General features: G+C 65.9%; 12 protein-coding genes. 4 read left to right on the top strand and 8 right to left on the bottom strand.

The window, feature by feature from the left end:
• Positions 1–150: 150 nt before the first annotated feature.
• The 6 genes from AC1DYP_RS11895 to kduI all read right to left on the bottom strand — a co-directional run bounded on the left by AC1DYP_RS11895 (position 151) and on the right by kduI (position 11,114).
• On the bottom strand, positions 151–3,369 hold the full coding sequence (locus AC1DYP_RS11895) for a glycoside hydrolase family 2 TIM barrel-domain containing protein (RefSeq protein ID WP_477046504.1): 3,219 nt from the start codon (positions 3,367–3,369) through the stop codon (positions 151–153).
• Between the two features lie 219 nt (positions 3,370–3,588).
• Positions 3,589–6,492, bottom strand: coding sequence for a TonB-dependent receptor (locus AC1DYP_RS11890; protein ID WP_477046503.1), 2,904 nt, complete (start codon positions 6,490–6,492; stop codon positions 3,589–3,591).
• A gap of 294 nt (positions 6,493–6,786) precedes the next feature.
• Positions 6,787–7,593, bottom strand: coding sequence for an IclR family transcriptional regulator (locus tag AC1DYP_RS11885; RefSeq protein ID WP_477046502.1), 807 nt, complete (start codon positions 7,591–7,593; stop codon positions 6,787–6,789).
• A gap of 92 nt (positions 7,594–7,685) precedes the next feature.
• Entirely contained in the window at positions 7,686–8,942 is a 1,257-nt protein-coding gene (locus tag AC1DYP_RS11880; RefSeq protein ID WP_477046501.1) for a DUF2264 domain-containing protein, read from the bottom strand.
• Positions 8,943–8,952: 10 nt separating this feature from the next.
• A complete protein-coding gene (locus tag AC1DYP_RS11875; RefSeq protein WP_477046500.1) occupies positions 8,953–10,191 on the bottom strand; it encodes a glycoside hydrolase family 88/105 protein in 1,239 nt (412 codons plus the stop codon).
• A 53-nt stretch (positions 10,192–10,244) separates the two neighbouring features.
• Positions 10,245–11,114, bottom strand: a complete 870-nt coding sequence (kduI, locus tag AC1DYP_RS11870) for a 5-dehydro-4-deoxy-D-glucuronate isomerase (RefSeq protein ID WP_477046527.1) — start codon at positions 11,112–11,114, stop codon at positions 10,245–10,247.
• 537 nt (positions 11,115–11,651) lie between these two features.
• Between kduI and AC1DYP_RS11865 the strand changes: the two genes are divergently transcribed.
• On the top strand, positions 11,652–12,116 hold the full coding sequence (locus tag AC1DYP_RS11865) for a GNAT family N-acetyltransferase (protein ID WP_477046499.1): 465 nt from the start codon (positions 11,652–11,654) through the stop codon (positions 12,114–12,116).
• Between the two features lie 807 nt (positions 12,117–12,923).
• Here AC1DYP_RS11865 and AC1DYP_RS11860 read toward each other — a convergent pair.
• Both AC1DYP_RS11860 and AC1DYP_RS11855 read right to left on the bottom strand, forming a co-directional pair.
• Positions 12,924–13,247 carry an antitoxin YezG family protein gene (locus AC1DYP_RS11860; protein ID WP_477035560.1) on the bottom strand — a complete coding sequence of 108 codons (324 nt, stop codon included), beginning with the start codon at positions 13,245–13,247 and terminating at the stop codon, positions 12,924–12,926.
• 32 nt (positions 13,248–13,279) lie between these two features.
• Positions 13,280–14,419, bottom strand: a complete 1,140-nt coding sequence (locus AC1DYP_RS11855) for a DNA/RNA non-specific endonuclease (RefSeq protein WP_477046498.1) — start codon at positions 14,417–14,419, stop codon at positions 13,280–13,282.
• A gap of 156 nt (positions 14,420–14,575) precedes the next feature.
• Between AC1DYP_RS11855 and AC1DYP_RS11850 the strand changes: the two genes are divergently transcribed.
• From AC1DYP_RS11850 to AC1DYP_RS11840, 3 genes are all read left to right on the top strand, one after another.
• Positions 14,576–16,309 carry a LysM peptidoglycan-binding domain-containing protein gene (locus AC1DYP_RS11850; protein WP_477046497.1) on the top strand — a complete coding sequence of 578 codons (1,734 nt, stop codon included), beginning with the start codon at positions 14,576–14,578 and terminating at the stop codon, positions 16,307–16,309.
• A gap of 196 nt (positions 16,310–16,505) precedes the next feature.
• Positions 16,506–17,105 carry a hypothetical protein gene (locus AC1DYP_RS11845; RefSeq protein ID WP_477046496.1) on the top strand — a complete coding sequence of 200 codons (600 nt, stop codon included), beginning with the start codon at positions 16,506–16,508 and terminating at the stop codon, positions 17,103–17,105.
• Positions 17,102–17,617 (top strand): hypothetical protein, encoded by a 516-nt coding sequence (locus AC1DYP_RS11840; protein WP_477046495.1) that lies wholly within the window; start codon positions 17,102–17,104, stop codon positions 17,615–17,617. The genes AC1DYP_RS11845 and AC1DYP_RS11840 overlap by 4 nt, the downstream gene beginning before the upstream one ends.
• Positions 17,618–17,623: the final 6 nt, after the last annotated feature.

The following is a 17,623-nucleotide window of genomic DNA, read 5'->3' as shown; positions in this document are numbered from 1 at the left end:
AGTCGATAGCCGCGGACAGGTTCTTTCCCCCAAAAGACAGATGCCGGTCAGCATACTAGACCATTCAGGTTCACCGACCACCCCGAGTGGAGCGAGCGCAGCATGGGCGGCCTCTCCTTGGCGAGTGGGGTGACTGGACGGCACGCGCGACTACTGAACCTCCGTGGCGCGCGCGAGGCCGGCCTTGTTTGGAGTCGTGCCTTCACCCTCGAACGGCTCCAGCCGGAAAGCCAGGCGCGTCGGCTCCAGGCGGGTGCGGTATTGCATGTGCGGCTGGCCGACATGGTTCCAGGCTGTGTCGCCGCCGACGCCCCACTGGGCCCCGTCGACCAGCAGCGAGACCTCGCCATGCGGCACGATGTCGGTGCTCTTCCACGTTCCCTCAGGGCGGCGGTAAAGATCGGAATAGGGGAAGGCCAGGACGGTCATCATCAGCGGCGCCTGGCCCCGAACCCGCAGCCCCCTGCCCTCGCCCGACACCTCCATCCAGCGGACGTCGACTTTGTTGCCGGTGTCCTGCGGCCGCATGTAGTCGTGGTTCTGCTCGGCGATCAGCCCCCGCCACAGGCCGATCGGCGCGCTGGTCTTGCGATCGACATAGCTCTCGTGCGGGCCGCGACCGTACCACTCGACCGTCTTGAAGCTCGTGGGCATCGAGAACGCCAGGCCCACCCGAACCGGCGGCGGAAGGTCGCTCTTCAGCGGCGTCAGCAGGCCGTCGACATCCACGGCCCCGTCGCCGCTCATCTTATAGGTGGTGACAAAGCGCGCCGCGCCCGCGCCGAGTTCGTGGTCGACGACAATCTCCGCTTCGCCGCCCGGCAGCCGGCGGGCGGTGATCGAGCGGACCTCCCGGCCCTTGGTCATGACCTTCCACGGCGTCTGCTGCGACACCGTCCTGGTCAGGGTGTCGTTGTCGGTCTCGGCCCGGAAGAAGTTAGGCGCGCCGCCGCTCAGCAACGCCGATCCGGCCTTGCCGTAGCCGGTGAGCAAGCCCGTCTTCCGGTCCAGCGTCAGGCTGGCGCCGCCAGCTGACAACGAGATGCTCTCGGCGGTTTCCTTCAGATCGACCGAGCCGTTGGCCGCCACGACCGTCGCGGCCGTCGGCGGCCCCAAGGCGAACTGCTCCCAGCCGACCACATAGCCTTCCGGCGTCAGCGGCACGGACCCCGCCTTGGCCTTGGCGCGGATGGTGACGAAGTATTCGGCCCCGGCCTTGGGCTCGACCTTGGGCAGCGGAAGGGTGATCGCCTGGGTGGCCCGCGCCTTGGTCGCCAGGTCAGCCAGCGGCCCCGACGCGATAATCACGCCATTCTCCTGCAGCGACCACTCGAAGGCGAAACCCGACAGGTCGCGGAAGTCGTGGCGGTTGCGCACCGTCACCGCGCCGGTCGCCGGATCGAAGCCCTCGAACTGGATCGGCGAGAGGACCTTCTGGACCTCGTAGACATGCGGATTGAGCGTACGGTCGGGTTGGATCAGGCCGTCGCCGAACTCGACGTCGCCGCCGGGGTTGGGCCCATACTCGCCGCCATCGCCCCAGTAGCGCCGGCCGTCCTTGGCGTAGCGGTACATCGACTGATCGACCCAGTCCCAGATGAAGCCGCCCTGCAGCTTGTCGTACTTGTAGATGGTGTCCCAGTACTCCTTGAAGTTCCCGCCGGAGTTGCCCTGCATGTGGGAATATTCGCACTGGATCATCGGCTGGGTGCGGGTGGGATCCAGCGCCCAATCGACCATCTTCTCGATGTCGTCGTACATGGGCGCGTAGATGTCGACATAGGCGTTGGGCGCGTGCTCCCAGTCCAAGGTGCCCCAGCCCAGGTAGGAGATCAGACGTGACGGATCGCGCTTGCGCGCCTCGGCGGCGGCCTTCTCGAAATTGGGTCCGATGCCGGCCTCGTTGCCCAGCGACCAGAAGATCACCGAGGGGTGGTTCTTGTCGCGCTCGACCATGTTGAGCACGCGGCTGACATGGGCGCCTTCCCAGGCCGGATCGAAGCCGATCTGCAGCTTGGGCCTCAATTCGGGGTGATTGTTGGCGTAGTCCATGTAGGCGTGGCTCTCGATGTCCGCCTCGTCCATCACATACAGGCCGTACTCGTCGGCCAGGGCGTACCAGCGCTCGTCATTGGGATAGTGCGAGGTGCGCACGGCGTTGATGTTGTTGCGCTTCATCAACTCGATGTCGCGACGCATCGAGGCTTCCGACATCACGTGGAAGGTCTCCGGATCGTGCTCGTGGCGATTGACGCCGCGGATGACGATCGGGCGGCCGTTGACCGCCACCCGGCCATCCTTGATCTCGACGGTGCGGAAGCCGACGCGCTGGGGCGTGGCCTGGAGGACCTGGCCCTGGGCGTCGAGAACCTCGACCAGCAGGGTGTAGAGGTTGGGCGTCTCGGCGGTCCATTGACGGACGCCGGGAACGGTCGCCGACAGCGTCTCCGCCCTGGCCGCGCCGGCCGCGACCTTGGCCGCCTTGGTCAGGACGGCCTTGTCTCCGTCGAGCAGGGTCATCCTCACGGTGACGGGCTGGTCGCGCCTGGTGAGCGCCACGTCGATCGACAGCGTGCCGTCGCGATAGGCCTTGTCGAGACCGGCATGGACGAACAGGTCGGTCAGGCGGGCCTTGGGGGCCGCCTTCAGATACACCGAGCGCTCGATGCCAGAGACCCGCCAGAAGTCCTGGTCCTCTAGGTAGGATCCGTCCGACCAGCGGTGGATCTGGATGGCGACGATGTTGGTCTTTCCTGGCGTGAGCAGCTTGGTGACGTCGAACTCGCTGGGGAGTTTGGAGTCCTCGGAATAGCCGGCCTCCTGGCCGTTGACCCAAACGCGATAGGCCGAGCCGGCCGCGCCGATGTGCAGGATCACGTCCTGACCGGACCAGCCAGCCGGGATCTCGAAGGTCCGCCGATACGAGCCAACCGGATTGGTGGCGTGGGGGATCAGCGGCCGATTGGCGGGGAACGGATAGGTGATGTTGTTGTAGCGCGGCTGGTCGTAGCCCTCGGTCTGCCACATGGCCGGGACCTTGATCGTCTTCCAGGCCGAGACGTCATAGTCCGGCTTCTCGAAGCCCTCGGGCACGGCGTCGGACGAGGGCGAGAAGGCGAATGACCATTGACCGTCCAGCGACTGGTAGCGCTCCGAGCGGGTCTGGTCGCCGGCCAGGGCCGCCTCGCGGCTCTCGAACGGGAAGTGCGTGGCGTTGGCGGCCAGCTTGCCGCGTGCATAGACCGCCGGGTTCTCCCAGTCGGGGCGCGAGGCGTCCACCTGCACCGGCTGCACGCGCGGCGGCTCGGCGGCCGCGCCGATCCCCGCCAGGCCAAGCCAGGCGACGCTGGCCAACAAGAGCTTCTTCATACGCACCCTCCCGCCGGATCGAGTCCGGTTCATTCATCAGACAATTAGCTGCGGGGCGGCGTCAACGCCCATGCTTGGCGGCGGGGCCGGCGTCGGCCCCCTACCCTTGGAGAAGAAAAGGCCGGTGGGGACCCTTGGTCCGCACCGGCCAGTGAGGTTTGCCAGCGGGGGACGCTGACAAGCCATGATCCGCGAGAGGGAAGGTCTCGCTAACGGGGTCTAGAACTTGCCGCGCACGCCGAACTTGATCGTTCGGCCGTCATACTTGGCGTAATCGAGGCGGGTCTTCTTACCGTTGCCGTAGCGGCCCGCGACGTCTTCGAAGTAGTCGAAGCCCAACGTGTTGGTGAGGTTCAGGACATCGAGACGCAGTTCGAGGGCGTCACTGATCTTGTAGCTGACGTTGCCGTCAAGGTAGCCGGCTCCGGCATGCCAGCGCTCCAGATCCGAACCATCCGGATTGGTGTCGATGATGTTGCGGGCCTTGTAGTTGTAGGTCAGTCGCGCGCCCAGCGGGCCCTTCTCGTAGTAACCGGTCAGGCTGTACGAATATTTCGGGATGCGGTTGACCATGTCGATCGACCCATCCTGCTTACGATACTTCAGATCGTTGCTCTTCGAATTGACCTTGGTGTAGCTGGCGAGCGCGCCAAAACCGTCCCACGGCGCGGGCAGGAAATCGAAGGACTGCTGATAGGCGAACTCCAGACCGTCGAGGTTGACCGTGCCTCCATTGATGAAGGTGTCCACATCGATGGGGAGGTTTGGGTCAACATGCCCATTTTGGGTCTGCCAAATGATGGCCAGCGACTCGTCCGGAAGGCCCAGGCTGGAGAACGGCACTACCGAGCGCTGAGCGATCGTCGTATCTTCCAGTTTCTTCTTGAAGTAACCCGCGCTCAGAATGCCGCCGCGTCCGAAGTACCACTCAACCGTCGTATCCCAGTTCGTCGAAATTTCCGGCTTCAGGTCAGGATTACCCGAGGTCGCATAGGTGTTGTAGATATTGGGAATGACCGTCTGGGCCGCGATACGCGACAACGAGGCGCGCGTGATCGTCTTGCCCCAGGAACCGCGCCAGACCACATTCGGGATCACGTCATAGGCAAAGCTGACAGAAGGCAGGGTGTTGTCGTAGCTGCTCTCTTCGGTATTGGGCTGATAGGCGCCGCCGGTCCCCGTCTTCTTGAAGTTGTCGATGGTCATGTCGGTTTGCGAATAACGCACGCCGGCGTTGATACGCAGTTCCCGGTCAAGAACCTGCCCGATGAAATCCGACTGGATAAAGGCGGTGCTGACCTGCTCGTCGGCGGTAAAGCTGCTGGAGAGATCGACCGGCGAGGCCATGGCCGCGCCGACCGGATCAAGGGCGTTGATCACGTAGCCACGCGAGAAAGTGGCCCATTGCTGCGGGTAATTGTCGCCGATGACGAGGTTATCAAGCGGCACGTAATGCAGCATCGAAGCGCGCAGCCCCGCGGCGCCGATCGCGGCCAGGCGAGCCTGAACGATCGAGGTTCCGTTACGCTTGGTCTTTTGCTTGGTCGTATCGACGTATGACAGGCCAGCCTTCAGGTGACCCTTCCAGTCGCCCAGCCCATAGTCCCAGTCGGCCACCAGCTTGGCGACCCGCTCGGTGTCCACTTCGCGGTTCCAGTCCACGGCCGTGCTGAAATCTTCGAAATTGGCCGGGTTGGTGAAGTCGACGCCCGGCGCCGAGAGCCCCGGATAGACCCGGTCATTCCCCCAGTCGAGGGTGGAGGTCACGCCGTAGATGTTCGAGACGATGCGCTTGTTGTCGTAGAACGCTCGGCTGTCCGATGCCGCCAGTTGGCCCGTCAGTCTCAAGGAATCGTTGACTTGGTACTTGGCGTTGAGGCCGGCGTACCCGAACTTGGTCTCGGCGTTATAGTAGTAGCTCTCGCCCAGATAAGACGTGTTGCCGAACGTTCCCTGGAGCAGATTGCCGTCGACGATGCTGACGTTGATCGGCACGAGGCCGTTGTGACCCGCGGTGCCCGGGCGCGCGGCCATGTTGGTGGTGGCCGAATTGCGGATCGGCAGGCCGAAGGTGAATTCGTCACGCGAGTCCTGGAGATGCGACGCCAGGACGTCGAGGCTCACATCCAGCTTGTCGTTGTTGTACTGCAGCGAAGACACCAGGCCATCGCGGTCGCGCGTGTTTTCAGCGCCGTAGTAGCGGTAGAAGCGCGACAGATAGGCGTTGTCGATCGCCGTTCGGTTACCGAGCATGCCCGCCGCGCGCGGATCGGCCCAGTCCAGCGCCATGTTGAAGGGACCATTGCGCAGGGTCGGGGGCGTCTTGGTGTCGACGGGCACGGGGTGGCCAGCCAGATAGTTGCTGTTGTAGCCGCCCGTCGCCTCGAAACCCGACTTCATGTTGACGCTGGTCGAGTGGGCGACACCGATCAGGAAGCCCCAGTTGTTCCAGGTCTTGGAGAACAGCCCGAAGACGTTGGGGTCCATCTTCTTGGACGCGGTGTTGTAGGAGGCCACGGCGTTGAAGCGCAGAACCTGGCCGCCGGCGCCGTCGAACGGCCTTGGCGTTTGAAGATCGACCACGCCGCCGACGCCGCCTTCTTCGAGTTCAGCCAGGGGCGTCTTGTAAAAGTCCACGCGGCCGAACAGCTCGGAGGCGAAGACGTCGTAGTTGAAGTCGCGCGACGAGCCGCCGACATTGGTCGAGGAGGTCGTATGGACCGGAGCGCCATTGACGGTCGTCACCGTATACTCAGGGCCCAGGCCCCGGATGGCGATCCGTTGGCCTTCGTTGGAGGCGCCATCGCGGGTCATGTAGATCCCGGGAATGCGCTGCAGGGCTTCGGCGACGTTGGCCTCGGGGAACTTGCCGATGTCTTCGGCGACGATCGAGTCTCGGACGGCGATCGCGTCACGCTTCAGGGTCAGCGCCTTCTCCAGCGAGGAGCGGAAGCCGGTCACCACGACCTCTTCGACGGTGTCGGTGGCGGCGACAGCTGGCGTCGCCGCCTCTTGGGCCCAGGCCGCGGTGACCCCGCCCATTCCCATGGTCAAAATCGTCGTCAGCAGAAGCTTCTTCTTCACGATGTTATTCCTCCCCATTGCGGTCTTGCCGCGCAGCACCCGCCCGCTCGCCTTGCGTTGGAGCAAAGTGGCGGCCGACAATCAAAAGGCGGTCTGCCGGCGTCAGGAGGCGCGTGACGTACGCGAACTTGTTTCCTCACCCCGGACGCTGAGCGCCTCTGGATTTTCTGTCACGCATATCGACACAAGCGCGCAGCTATGGGAACGGCATTTGTAATATTGTTCAGCCAAATCGCGTTCGGACACGCAGAACGTTGCGTTGGCGCAACACTGCTCCGCGAACAAAGGTCAAAAACTGAAACGCAAGCAGTCGCAGACCGCGCCCGCCCCACCCTATCGGTAGCCGAACTCCGCGCTGATCTTGGCGGTGGCTTCCTTGACGTAGGCGGTCACGGTTTCGATTCGCGCGTCGTCCATGTACTGGGCGATCGACGAGACCGAGACCGCCGCGACGATCTTGCCGCTCATGTCGCGGATCGGGGCGGCCACGCAGCGGATATGATCTTCGTTCTCGTCCAGATCCAGGGCCGAACCCTTGGCGCGATAGGCCCGCATGACCTCCAGCCACTGGCGAAGATCGTAGCGGTAGCGCGGATAGATGGCCGCCTCGCGCAGGAAGACCTCGCGCCAGACCTCCTCGCTCTCGTCAAGCAGGAGCGCCTTGCCAAGCCCCGTGTGGCGAAGGGGCTGGCGCTCGCCGACCACGCAGCGCACCTCGATGCGGCGCGAACCAGGAATCTTGTCGATGTAGTGCACCTGGTCGCGTTCCAGGACGCCCAGGTTGACCGTGTCGCCGGTGTCGATCGACAGCTGGCGCAGATGCTCGCGGCTGACGCGGGTCAGGGTGATCTGTTGGGAGGCGGCATAGCCGAGCTCCAGCAGCTTGGTGCCCAGCGCATAGCCCTCGCGAGCGTTGAAGGACAGAAAGCCAGCCTCCACCAGGGTCGAGGCCAGGCGGTGGACGGTGGTCTTGTTCAGCTTCAGGGCCTTGGCCATCTGGCCAAGGGTTGCATCGCCCTTGGCCACGCGGCTGAGCACCTCCAACCCCTTGAAGAGGGTCAGCGCTCCGGCGCTGGTGCGCGGAGAAGAAGCTTGATCCGCTTCATCGTCGTCAATGGCGATGTCGATGGACTGAGACATCTAAGGCAACTCTCGGCATCGGCGCGACGCGCCGTTCCGGTAGTTGATACGCTTCAACGTTCCCTTTGAAAACCCCACCCCCTCGCCATGCCCTAGAAATCGACGGCGTAATCCTTCGGGAACGCCTTGCCGGCGAAGGCGAGCTTTTGAGTCCATGGCTCAGCAGGCGCCGTCCAGAAGCTGTCGTCAGGCGCAAGGCCCAGCGCCAGGAAGCTCTCGGTGGTTATGTACATGCTGCCGTTGTTTGAATACCAATCGCCCAAGGTCGGATGGTGGCCCACAAAACCGATGGTCAGGAAGCCGTCCGGCGTGAAATTGCTCGGCTCGCTGAACACGGCCTTGTGCACGGCCGACAGCGCCGACCGCACCTGCCCTTCCGAGATCTTGGCCGGCAGTTGCTTGCGCCAGGCCAGTAGCGCCAAGGGCTGAAAAACCGCGGTGCGATAGGTCAGCGACCGGCCAAACGGCGGGAAGGTTCCTTCCGGAGAGATGAACCGCTCCAGATGCTCGCTGTAGCGCTGGGCGCGCTTGACGGCCAGTTCGCGCCATTTGGTCAGGTCGTCCTTCCAGAACGGCGCCTTGTGGGCCTCCATGACCTCCAGCACCTGGACCATCATCGGGTGCATCACAAAGGAGCTGTAATAGTCGAAGTGGAAAGTCGCGCCGTCCTGGATCCAGCCGTCGCCGATGTACCACTCGTCGATCTTGCGCACGGCGGTGTTCAGCCGCATGGGGTCGGACTCCTCGCCGATCGACAGCAGGAACGCCTCATTCATCGCCGCGAACAGCAGCCAGTTGATAAAGGGCGGGTTGACCCGCCGCAGCCCCTTGATCTCCTCGACGATGCGTTTCTTGGTCGTCGCGTCCAGGGGCTCCCACAGCGCCTTGGGCGCGCGCAGCAGAGCCTGGGTGAAATAGGCGGAATCGACCAGGGCCTGACCGTGACCGCGCCAGGTCAGATAGTCGGGGCTCGAGGGATCCACGGCGTGGACATAGCTTTGCAGCGCCTGCTCGGTCAGGCGTTTGCGCGTGCGGCCCTCGGGGGTGTCGTCCTGCGGCAGGCTCAGCCATGGCGACAGTCCCGAGATCAGCCTGCCAAAGCATTCCAGATAGGCCACGCTCTTTTCGCGCCCGTCCCAGGTCGGGCTGAGCTCCAGCGGAAAGGCCTCCTTAAGTCGCCCCTGCGACATCGCCGACAGGACCGGTTCGGCGATCGATTGCAGCAGGCCGCTCATGTAGGCCCGATCGGTCTTGGACGGGGTCTTGGCGGGCGCGGCCTGCGCCGCGCCGGAACCCGCCAGCCCCGCAGCCCCCACCAGGGCCGTCTTCAGGAAATCGCGCTTGTGCATGGAAGCCCCCTCAATGGCCGGTGTTGGGTTGTGTCCGCGGGACCTGAACGGTCGGATCCTTGGCGGGCGCCAAATCCAGGTCCGCCACCGCCGTTGCCGCTAGCAGGAACGCGCCCACGCCATAGAACTGGGTGTCGTCATAGCTGACGCTTTCGGGACGGTCGGACACGGGCTGCACGTAGCCGAACTTGCCGTCGGGATGGACCGCGCGCGTCAGGGCCGCCCAGCCCTTGCGCACCGTGGGCTCGAAGCTCGCCCGGTCCAGCAGGCCGGACTTGATCCCCCAGGCCAGGCCATAGGTGAAGAAGGCGGTGCCGCTGGATTCCGGGGGCGATTTGGCCGGGTCCGAGAGCAAGGACGGCGACCAGTAGCCGTCGGGCTTCTGGATCGCCTTCAGCTTGCCGGCCATCTCCTTGAAGACCGCCTCCATCTTGACCCGGTCAGGATCGCCGGCTGGCAGAAGTGGGATCATACGGGCCAGGCCCGCCACCACCCAGCCGTCGCCCCGGCTCCAGAACACCTTCTCCCCATCGGGACCCCGCCGGGTGAAGAACCGCGAGTCCCGGTAGTAGAGATGTTCGTCGCGGTCATAGAGAAAGGCGGTGACCGCGGCGAACTCCGACTTGGCGTAGGCGGCGTAGCGCGGATCGCCGCTGACTTTCGACAGCTCGAGCCAGGTGGCCGGCGCCATGAACAGCGCATCGCTCCAGCACCAGCGCTGGTCGCAGTCCACGCCGCGCGGATCGGTGTATTCAGCGTGCTCCAATCCCACCTTGGGCGGATAGGTCAGGATGGCGTCGAACCGCTGGCGCAGAGGCGCGATCGCCTCGGCGCCTGCGCCGTTCTGCGCCGCCCAAAGATAGGCTTGGCCGATCACGTGATCGTCGGCGTGATAGAAGCGTTTGCCCAGTTCCCACTGGTTGGCCAGCCCCCTGGCGAGGATGGCTTGCCGGTAGGCCGGATTCGACGAGCGATCGGCCAGGTCGGTCAGACCCACGAACAGCGCGCCCTGCACCCAGCCCTTCGGATCGGCGGTGTCGCGCGAGGTGTTGGGCGGAATGTATCCGGCGGCCATGGTCGCCAGTTGATAGTCGGCGACCTTCACGGCCAGACCCATCACCTCGGTCCGCGCATACGGGATGCGGCTGGCCGCCTGGGACGCAGCGGCGGTCGCGGCCAGCGTCGCAGAGGGCGCCAGGGACGCGGTCAAGATCGCCAAGGCGAGCGCGGTGTGAGCCAGGGACGTCATGGAGGAACTTTTCCTTGGGAATGAGTGGCGGGGCGCGCGCTTCATCGCGCCCCCTATCGAAGCTGACAGATGTCGAGGACATCCATGTCGTGATAGTCGAGGTTCTCGCCCCCCATCGCCCAGATAAAGGCGTAGTTGGAGGTGGCCGCCCCGCAGTGCACCGACCAAGGCGGGCAGATCACCGCCTGCTCGTTGGCCACCACAAGGTGACGCGTCTCGTCCGGCGCGCCCATGAAGTGGAAGACGCGATCCTCGGGGCTCAGCTGAAAATAGAAATAGGCCTCGGAACGCCGGTCATGCAGGTGGGGCGGCATGGTGTTCCACACGCTGCCGGGCTTGAGGATGGTCAGGCCCAGAAGGAGTTGGGCCGAGGCGCAGACGCCCGGCACGACCAGTTGATAGATGATGCGATGATTGGAGGTCTCCGGCGCGCCGCGTTCCAGCGGAATGGCCGCGCGGGTCGACAGCGCGCGGGTCTCGTAGGCCGCGTGGGCGGGCGTCGAAGCCAGATAGAACCGTGCCGGGGCGGCCGAGTCACGGCTTGCGAAACGCACGTCCGCCGCGCCTCGGCCAATATAGAGCGCGTCCAGCGGGTCGAGCTGATGGACCGCCCCATCCACCGTGACACGCCCGGGGCCCTCGCCGACATTGACGACCCCCATTTCCCGTGACGCCAGAAAGGGCGCTCCGCTTTGGGAAGTCGGCTCGGTTTGAACCGGCAGGACGAGCTCTTGGAGGAGCGGCGCCGCCCCGCCGATCACCAGCCGTTCCTGGTGCAGGTAGTTGAGGGTCAGCGTGTCGGGCGCGAACAAACGATCGACGAGGTAACGGTCGCGCAGGTCTTGCGAGGCCGCGCCGTCCATCATGTCCGGATGGGTGGCGTAGTAGACCTTGGCGAAGGGCCCCGAGGAGGAAGCGCTCACATCGCCGGCCGCGCCCGCGCCCGGCCGAGCCGCCCAACGGCGCCCCTTGCTCACGCCGCAAGGCTTTAGGCTCACGCCGCTGGCCACTCATCCCTCCCGACCCGCGCGCAAACCGCCGACCACTTGCTCTTGTATTGATACTATAATTGGAAAATTGAAACGCAAGACCATAAATCGGAATGAGCAGACACAGGCGCATTGGCGTGACGCCGCCTGCAGCAAGCATTACCCACCGCGCTTCTGGAGAAGCATGTATCGATAATCAAATTCGCCATCGACGATTCGTGACGCTTTTGCCAAAGTCCCTGTCACGTCAACAAGACCCGATGAGATCTGATGGGGCGCCGAGCGAGGCGGTTTAGCGTCGGCACGTCAGCCGTCGCACAGCTATGTTGAGCCCTCTGCACGGGCGGAAGGTTCTGGCTGGCGCCACCAGCAGACTCTCGCATATGTCCAGCAAGACGACCTGCAACCGGATCGGGAATTCCTGGACATTCCCACCCACCATCCGATCATCAACAGCATGACGACCTGACCATGACCGCGTTCCGCATCGTTCCCGGCGACTTCGACGACGCCAGGGTCGCCGCCCTATTAGCCGGCCACTTCGCCGCCATGCGCTCGACCGCTCCGGAGGAGAGCTGCCACGTCATGCCGCTGGACGCCATGCGGGAGGCCGATCTCGACTTCTTCGCCGCCTGGGACGGCGAGGACCTAGCCGGCGTGGGCGCGGTCAAGCGATTGGATGAGGGACACGGCGAGATCAAGTCGATGCACACCGCCGCCGCCTTCCGGCGTCGCCGGGTCGGCCAGGCCATCCTGGACCATATTCTGGGCCACGCGGCCGCGCTGGGCCTCTCACGTCTGAGCCTGGAGACCGGGGCCAGCGACTTCTTCGTCGCCGCCCGGGCCCTCTATGCCCGCAATGGCTTTTCGGATTGCGCGCCCTTTGGACCCTACAAACCTGACCCGAACAGCGTCTTCATGACCCGTTGCCTCTGAAGCAGACCGGCCCGCCTCTCTCGAACGGGACCTTCGCCAGCGCTCACATCCTTTCGGCGAACCCGCGCCAAGAGCCGACATTGGGATCGCTCCAGAAACCGGACATTCAGAACCGCATCACTCAAGGCCCCAATCACGCAATGGCCAAAGTTCGGTAGGAAAATAATCCTACGAATTAGAGTCGATCTTATTGAAGTCAGCGACAACTTCAGTGTTGGCAGTCGCAGTTTTTGACACTGGATCCCGCGATCCTGTCGGCGTCGGAAGGCGCAGCGCAATAGTTTGCAGCGGATTTTTGAAGCCAGCTCCCGCGAGTTTCCAGTCAGTTGCGAGCTGAGGTCAATTTTCGGATAGGCTTCGGAGGCATGAAAAACGGCCAATTGTGCCCCACCACACATATAGGAATATATTCCTTCACCTGAGATGGATCGACCCGGTTTGCGACCATGCTGGCCGCCACGCATAGGAAAATATTCCTACACCCGCTCGCGGACGTTGGGATCAACAGCAGCTCAGTCCGTCACACCAAAGCAACGGGTCATGGGCTCGCGCCGTACATCGATGATCGTCGCGCGCGGCGAGATCAGGTGGATCAGCCGATATGCCAGAAGTTGTTCGGCACCTTGTCGATAAAGAACGGCCGCCCCAGCCGATGATAGGTGCGGGTTTCGGCGGGAAGCGTTCGCCGAGCGAAAGAGCCTCCACCGAGGTCCCGGGCTCGATGGCCCCGAGTGGAAACATGGTCGGATTGTCGAACCCGATCTATTTCAACTTCGATCCCGACTCCTGACCTCGAACGCCACGGCCTCAGGCCGGGGCGTAGTCGTATTTGAGGTCGAAGGCGCCGTCGGCCTTCACGGCGAACACCGCCTTGGACCAAGGCTCGTGGGCGCTGGAGGCGGTCAGGCGGTGCAGGTTGCGCACCGCTTTCGAGACCGAATAATCCAGCTTGCGGACGTCCAGATCGGCCGTCTCGCCGGAGGCGGCCCGCGTGTAGTCGCCGGTCAGGCCGACCGAGCCGTCGATCACGTCGATCCGCAGACGGATTTCCGACCAGGGCTCGGCGACGCTGTCGGCCAGGGCCTGGCCGACGTGGCGATAGATGCCTTCGGGGGTGTCGAGATCGGCCATGACGCTTCCGTCCGTGCTGCGCATTGCGGATTCTAGTCGTTGAAGAAGGTGCGGGTCGAGGGCTTGCCGTCAATCACGTACTCCACCCTGAACGCTTCAGGGCGTTTGGAGTCGCCGTCGAACACCGCCTTGATCTCGACGTCGACGGTCTTGCCCTCCTTCAGCGCGCCCGACCATTCGGTCTCCATCGCCTTCCAGCCGCGCTGGTTCAGCGCGCCGTCCATGGCGTGGTAGTTGATCTGCTCGCCGGGGCCGTTGAAGATCGCCGCGATCAGGTGGCCGCCCTCGTCTCCGGCCTGGCCGTCCTTGATCCCGCCCTCCCGACCGGCCTTGCCCTGCTGGTAGCCGTTGCGGTCGGCATGCTTGAGATCCAGCGTGCCGGTCACCTGCTCCACCCGGCCCTTGGCGTCGGTGTAGTAGGTGTAGCGGCCGCTGACCACGTACTCGGTGTTGGGCTGCAGCGGCCCGTTCAGCTGGGCGTTCCAGCCGCCCTTGGCGCCCTGCTCCAGTTCGACGCGCGGCCGCACCGACAGCGCCTCGTCCAGCTTGCGGCTGGCCCCCTCCAAGGTCTCGCGGGCGCTGGTCGGCAGCTTGTCCAGCGGCAGGGCGTCGATGGCCCCCTTCAGCTTTTCCAGCGCCGGACGGGCGGCCTGGGCGAAGGCGCCGTCGACCTTGGCCAGGTCCGCGGCCTTGGCGGCCGTCTCGGCCCAATGCCCCAACTTGCCCAGCTTGGCCGCGTCGCCGATGTACGGGATCATGCTGACCGCCGACAGGCCCGCGCCCAGGAAGTCGCCGCGGAACAGCGAGATGATCCCGTTGGCGCCGTCCGAGATCGGGGTCGGGTCGATCAGGCCGGCCACGTCCAGCGCCATCTGACCCAGGTCCAGGATCAGTTCGGTGCGCTGGGCGGAGGTCGCGGCCTCGGTGTCGTCGGCCAGCCGCTTCTGGTCGGCGGGCGACAGGCCCGCGTTGATCTCATCGCGTAAAGCCTGGGCCTTTGCGGGGTCGGACTTGGCCACCTCCGCCAACTGTTCGGCTAGCGCGCTGGTGTTGAGCTGGCCGCCGGTGCGGCTGCTGGCCAGCAGCCCGGAAGCCTGGGCCGATACCCCGACCTGCGCGGACGCGAACCGCGTGGAGGCTTCGGCCGAAGCCGCGACATTGAGACCAGCCATGGCGTGGCTCCATTTCGCCGATGTTCACGGTCGACGATGATCTCGCGGGGGAACGGCAGCTAGCTGGGAGCTTCCCTAGCTAGGGTCTTCCCTAGTTATGCGGGGCGATCGCGGGGCGTAGCGTCCAGGACAGTTGTCCGTGCGAGGAGCGTCCCGATGACCAGCGTGTCCCTGAACACCCAGACTTCCGTCAGCAGCGGCGGGCCGTCCGGGTCCTCGCCCGACGAACATCTGGTCAAGCCGGGCGAGACGCTGTCGGGCATCGCGGCCGAACGCGGTGTGTCGCTGGACGCGCTGCTCCGCGCCAACCCCCAGATCGTCAATCCCAACCTGATCCGGCCGGGACAGACGATCGCCCTGCCGCCGGGCGCCGGCGAAGCACGATCCTATCGGGTGGCCGACGGCGACAACCTGTCGAAGATCGGCGAGAAGTTCGGTGTCTCCTGGCAGGCGATCGCCCAGGCCAACCACCTGGCCAATCCGAACCTGATCCATGTGGGCCAGGAACTGCTCGTCCCGGGCGCCGGCGCGACGCCGTCCCCCTCGACGCCCCTTCCTTCCACGTCGGTCCAGACCCAGACCACCGGCCAGACCACCGGCGTCCTGCCCTCGACGGCGGGCCTCAGCGCCAGCCAGAAGTACGAGCTCTACGCGGGCTATGTGAACGCCTACGGCAGCGCCGAGGCCAAGGCCGACCTGGCCGCGGGGCGGCAGGTGATCCTGGGCCTGCGCGACGACACCGCCGTCAACGCCAACGGCGGCAAGGGCGCCTATGACGACCGGATCGTGGTGCTGCAAGCCAACGGCGCGGGCGGGACCGTGAAGGAGTTCTCGGCCAACACCGAACCGTCCAGCCAGTACGACGGCCGCTACGGTTCGGACTTCAACGGCGACGGCCGGTTGGAGCTGGGCCGCATGGCCGAGGGCACGATCAGCTTCCAGAAGAGCCACAGCGGCAATCTGGGCGACGTGCTGCGGCCGACCGGCCCCCTGGGCGTCGAGCGCGACACCAATCACGACGGCCGCATCGACGCCAACGATCCTCGGGGCAAGGGCCAGAGCACCGACAATTCGTTCCTGTTCCACGCCGGCGGCAACACCAATACCGGCTCGGCCGGCTGCCAGACGCTGAAACCCGGCGACTTCCAGGCGTTCTGGAACGGCCTGGGCGACCAGAAGACCTTCAACTACGTGCTGGTCGACGTCGATCGTCACGGTCCGCCCGGCGGAACCGCCCAACCGACGCCCGGCGGCGGCGACACCGCTCTGGGCGCTTTGTCTGAGCGGTACGAGACCGGAGGACGGGGTCCCGGCACGGTGTCCTCGGGCAGCGGCGATCCGGGCGGCGTGTCGTACGGCACCTACCAGCTGGCCGGAAACCTGGGACGCCCGCAGCAGTTCCTGGCCAACGAGGGTCGCGCCTGGGCGGCCGAGTTCGGCGGCGTCAGCCCGGGTTCGGCCAGCTTCACCGCGGCCTGGAAGGCGATCGCGGCGCGCGAACCGGAAAGGTTCGAGGCCGCCCAGCACGCCTACATCCAGCGCACCCACTACGACGTGCAGGTCGCGCATGTGCAGGCGGCCGCCGGTCTGGACCTCTCGACGCGTTCGAACGCCCTGAAGGACGTCGCCTGGTCGACCTCGGTGCAGCACGGCCCGGAGACCAACGCCATCGTCAAGGCGATGGCCAGGGTCGAGGCGCAAGGGGTCAAGCCGTCCGACGGCCAGGCCTATGACCGCGCCCTGATCAACGCGATCTACGACGAACGCGGCAAGCGCGACGCCAGCGGCGCCCTGGCCTATTTCACCAGCGCCTCGGCCCAGGTCCAGGCCTCGGTCGCCGCCCGGTTCGCCGACGAGCGGCGCGACGCCCTGGCCATGCTCGACCGATGAGCGCCGCATGAGAACCCTCGGGCCCGCCTCGCGTTCTGGCGTGATGCCCCCTCGCCTGTTCTCCCTGTTCGTCCTTGCACTGGTCTCGGCCGGTTGCGAGCGCCCGGCGGCGGCCGTCGATCCCCCCCCGTCTGATGCCGCCGCCGGATCCGCTCGCGAACAGACGACCGCCGCGTCACCCGCCGGCGCCTATGCGATGCAAGGCGACCGGCGCGCGACCCTGATCTTGACGCCCGCCGGCGCGGGTTGGCGCGTCAGCCTCAAGGGCGGCTCGAGCTCGGCCGACGGGGCCGCCGCCGCGGCCGATTGCGAGATCGAGGCCGAGGGCCCGCTGAACGGCCAGACGATCGACGCCAAGGTCGTGCCGTTCGAGGGGACCAACCTGTCGGTCAGCGCCCAGGACCTGGCCGCTCGTCCCGCCGGCGTGAAGGTCGATATCGCCCCTCAGGGCGCGATCGTCAGCACCGACTTCCAGGGCTGCGGCGTCGGCGCCGTCCTGTCGGGCCGTTACGTCCGGGCCGCATCCAAGGGAGCCGTCGCCATGCAGCCGGGAGCCACCGTCGCCGATCTCCGCGCCGCCTATCCGGACGCCCAACTGGAGATCGTCGAGGGCTATCCCTGGGCGCGGTTCGCCGTGCGGCAAGGCGGGCGTTCGACGGCGATCCTCACTTTCGACGGCGAGAACGAGGAGCTGGCGGACGGCCGCAACAGCATCCAGGCCATCGGCGCCGTGGTCGGTTGGGACGCGCTCAAACCAGGCCTTCGGGTCACCAAGGTGGAGGCGGCGACCTCATGATCCGTCCCATCGAACGCACGGCCGGCGCCGAGCTCTCGACCTCCACCCCCTCGACCACGGCCGCGCGGGCCGGGGTGGCGCGGCTGGCGCTGGAGGCCATGGCAACGATCACCGGCGCGGCCCTGGTCGATCCCCTGCACGGCGGCGATCGCGCGGGCGCCCTGGCCCAGACCTGGGCCGAGCATGGCCAGAGCAGCATGGCCCAGGTGGGCGGCGACCTGCGCACCCTGGCGGCCCAGAGCGGTCAGACCGTCGCCGGCCGGTTGTCGGCCACGTCGCCGGTCGACGTGGGCCGGATCGAGCGGGTGCTGACCGACTTCGCTCGCGAACTGCGGGCCCAGGCGACGACCAAGCCGCACATGACGCCGGGCGCCCTGGTCGAGCCGCTGATCCGCGCCATCGCCGCCGGCCTGCAGCGCGAACCCGCCCCCGGCGCGGCCCGCGCCGACGCGGTGGAGCAGTTCGTCCGGATCATCGACGGCGCGACCCAGGACCTGCGCGGCGCGACCTAGGCCTGG

The sequence above is a fragment of the Caulobacter sp. P1_D6 genome, from assembly GCF_056406095.1.
This window is presented reverse-complemented; position numbering and strand designations above follow the sequence as displayed.

What these genes read in the sequence shown, in the direction of transcription:
- AC1DYP_RS11895 (WP_477046504.1), bottom strand. Translation starts at nt 3,369, where the DNA reads ATGAAGAAGCTCTTGTTGGCCAGCGTCGCCTGGCTTGGCCTGGCGGGG.
- AC1DYP_RS11885 (WP_477046502.1), bottom strand. Translation starts at nt 7,593, where the DNA reads ATGTCTCAGTCCATCGACATCGCCATTGACGACGATGAAGCGGATCAA.
- AC1DYP_RS11880 (WP_477046501.1), bottom strand. Translation starts at nt 8,942, where the DNA reads ATGCACAAGCGCGATTTCCTGAAGACGGCCCTGGTGGGGGCTGCGGGG.
- AC1DYP_RS11875 (WP_477046500.1), bottom strand. Translation starts at nt 10,191, where the DNA reads ATGACGTCCCTGGCTCACACCGCGCTCGCCTTGGCGATCTTGACCGCG.
- AC1DYP_RS11865 (WP_477046499.1), top strand. Translation starts at nt 11,652, where the DNA reads ATGACCGCGTTCCGCATCGTTCCCGGCGACTTCGACGACGCCAGGGTC.
- AC1DYP_RS11860 (WP_477035560.1), bottom strand. Translation starts at nt 13,247, where the DNA reads ATGGCCGATCTCGACACCCCCGAAGGCATCTATCGCCACGTCGGCCAG.
- AC1DYP_RS11855 (WP_477046498.1), bottom strand. Translation starts at nt 14,419, where the DNA reads ATGGCTGGTCTCAATGTCGCGGCTTCGGCCGAAGCCTCCACGCGGTTC.
- AC1DYP_RS11850 (WP_477046497.1), top strand. Translation starts at nt 14,576, where the DNA reads ATGACCAGCGTGTCCCTGAACACCCAGACTTCCGTCAGCAGCGGCGGG.
- AC1DYP_RS11845 (WP_477046496.1), top strand. Translation starts at nt 16,506, where the DNA reads ATGCAAGGCGACCGGCGCGCGACCCTGATCTTGACGCCCGCCGGCGCG.
- AC1DYP_RS11840 (WP_477046495.1), top strand. Translation starts at nt 17,102, where the DNA reads ATGATCCGTCCCATCGAACGCACGGCCGGCGCCGAGCTCTCGACCTCC.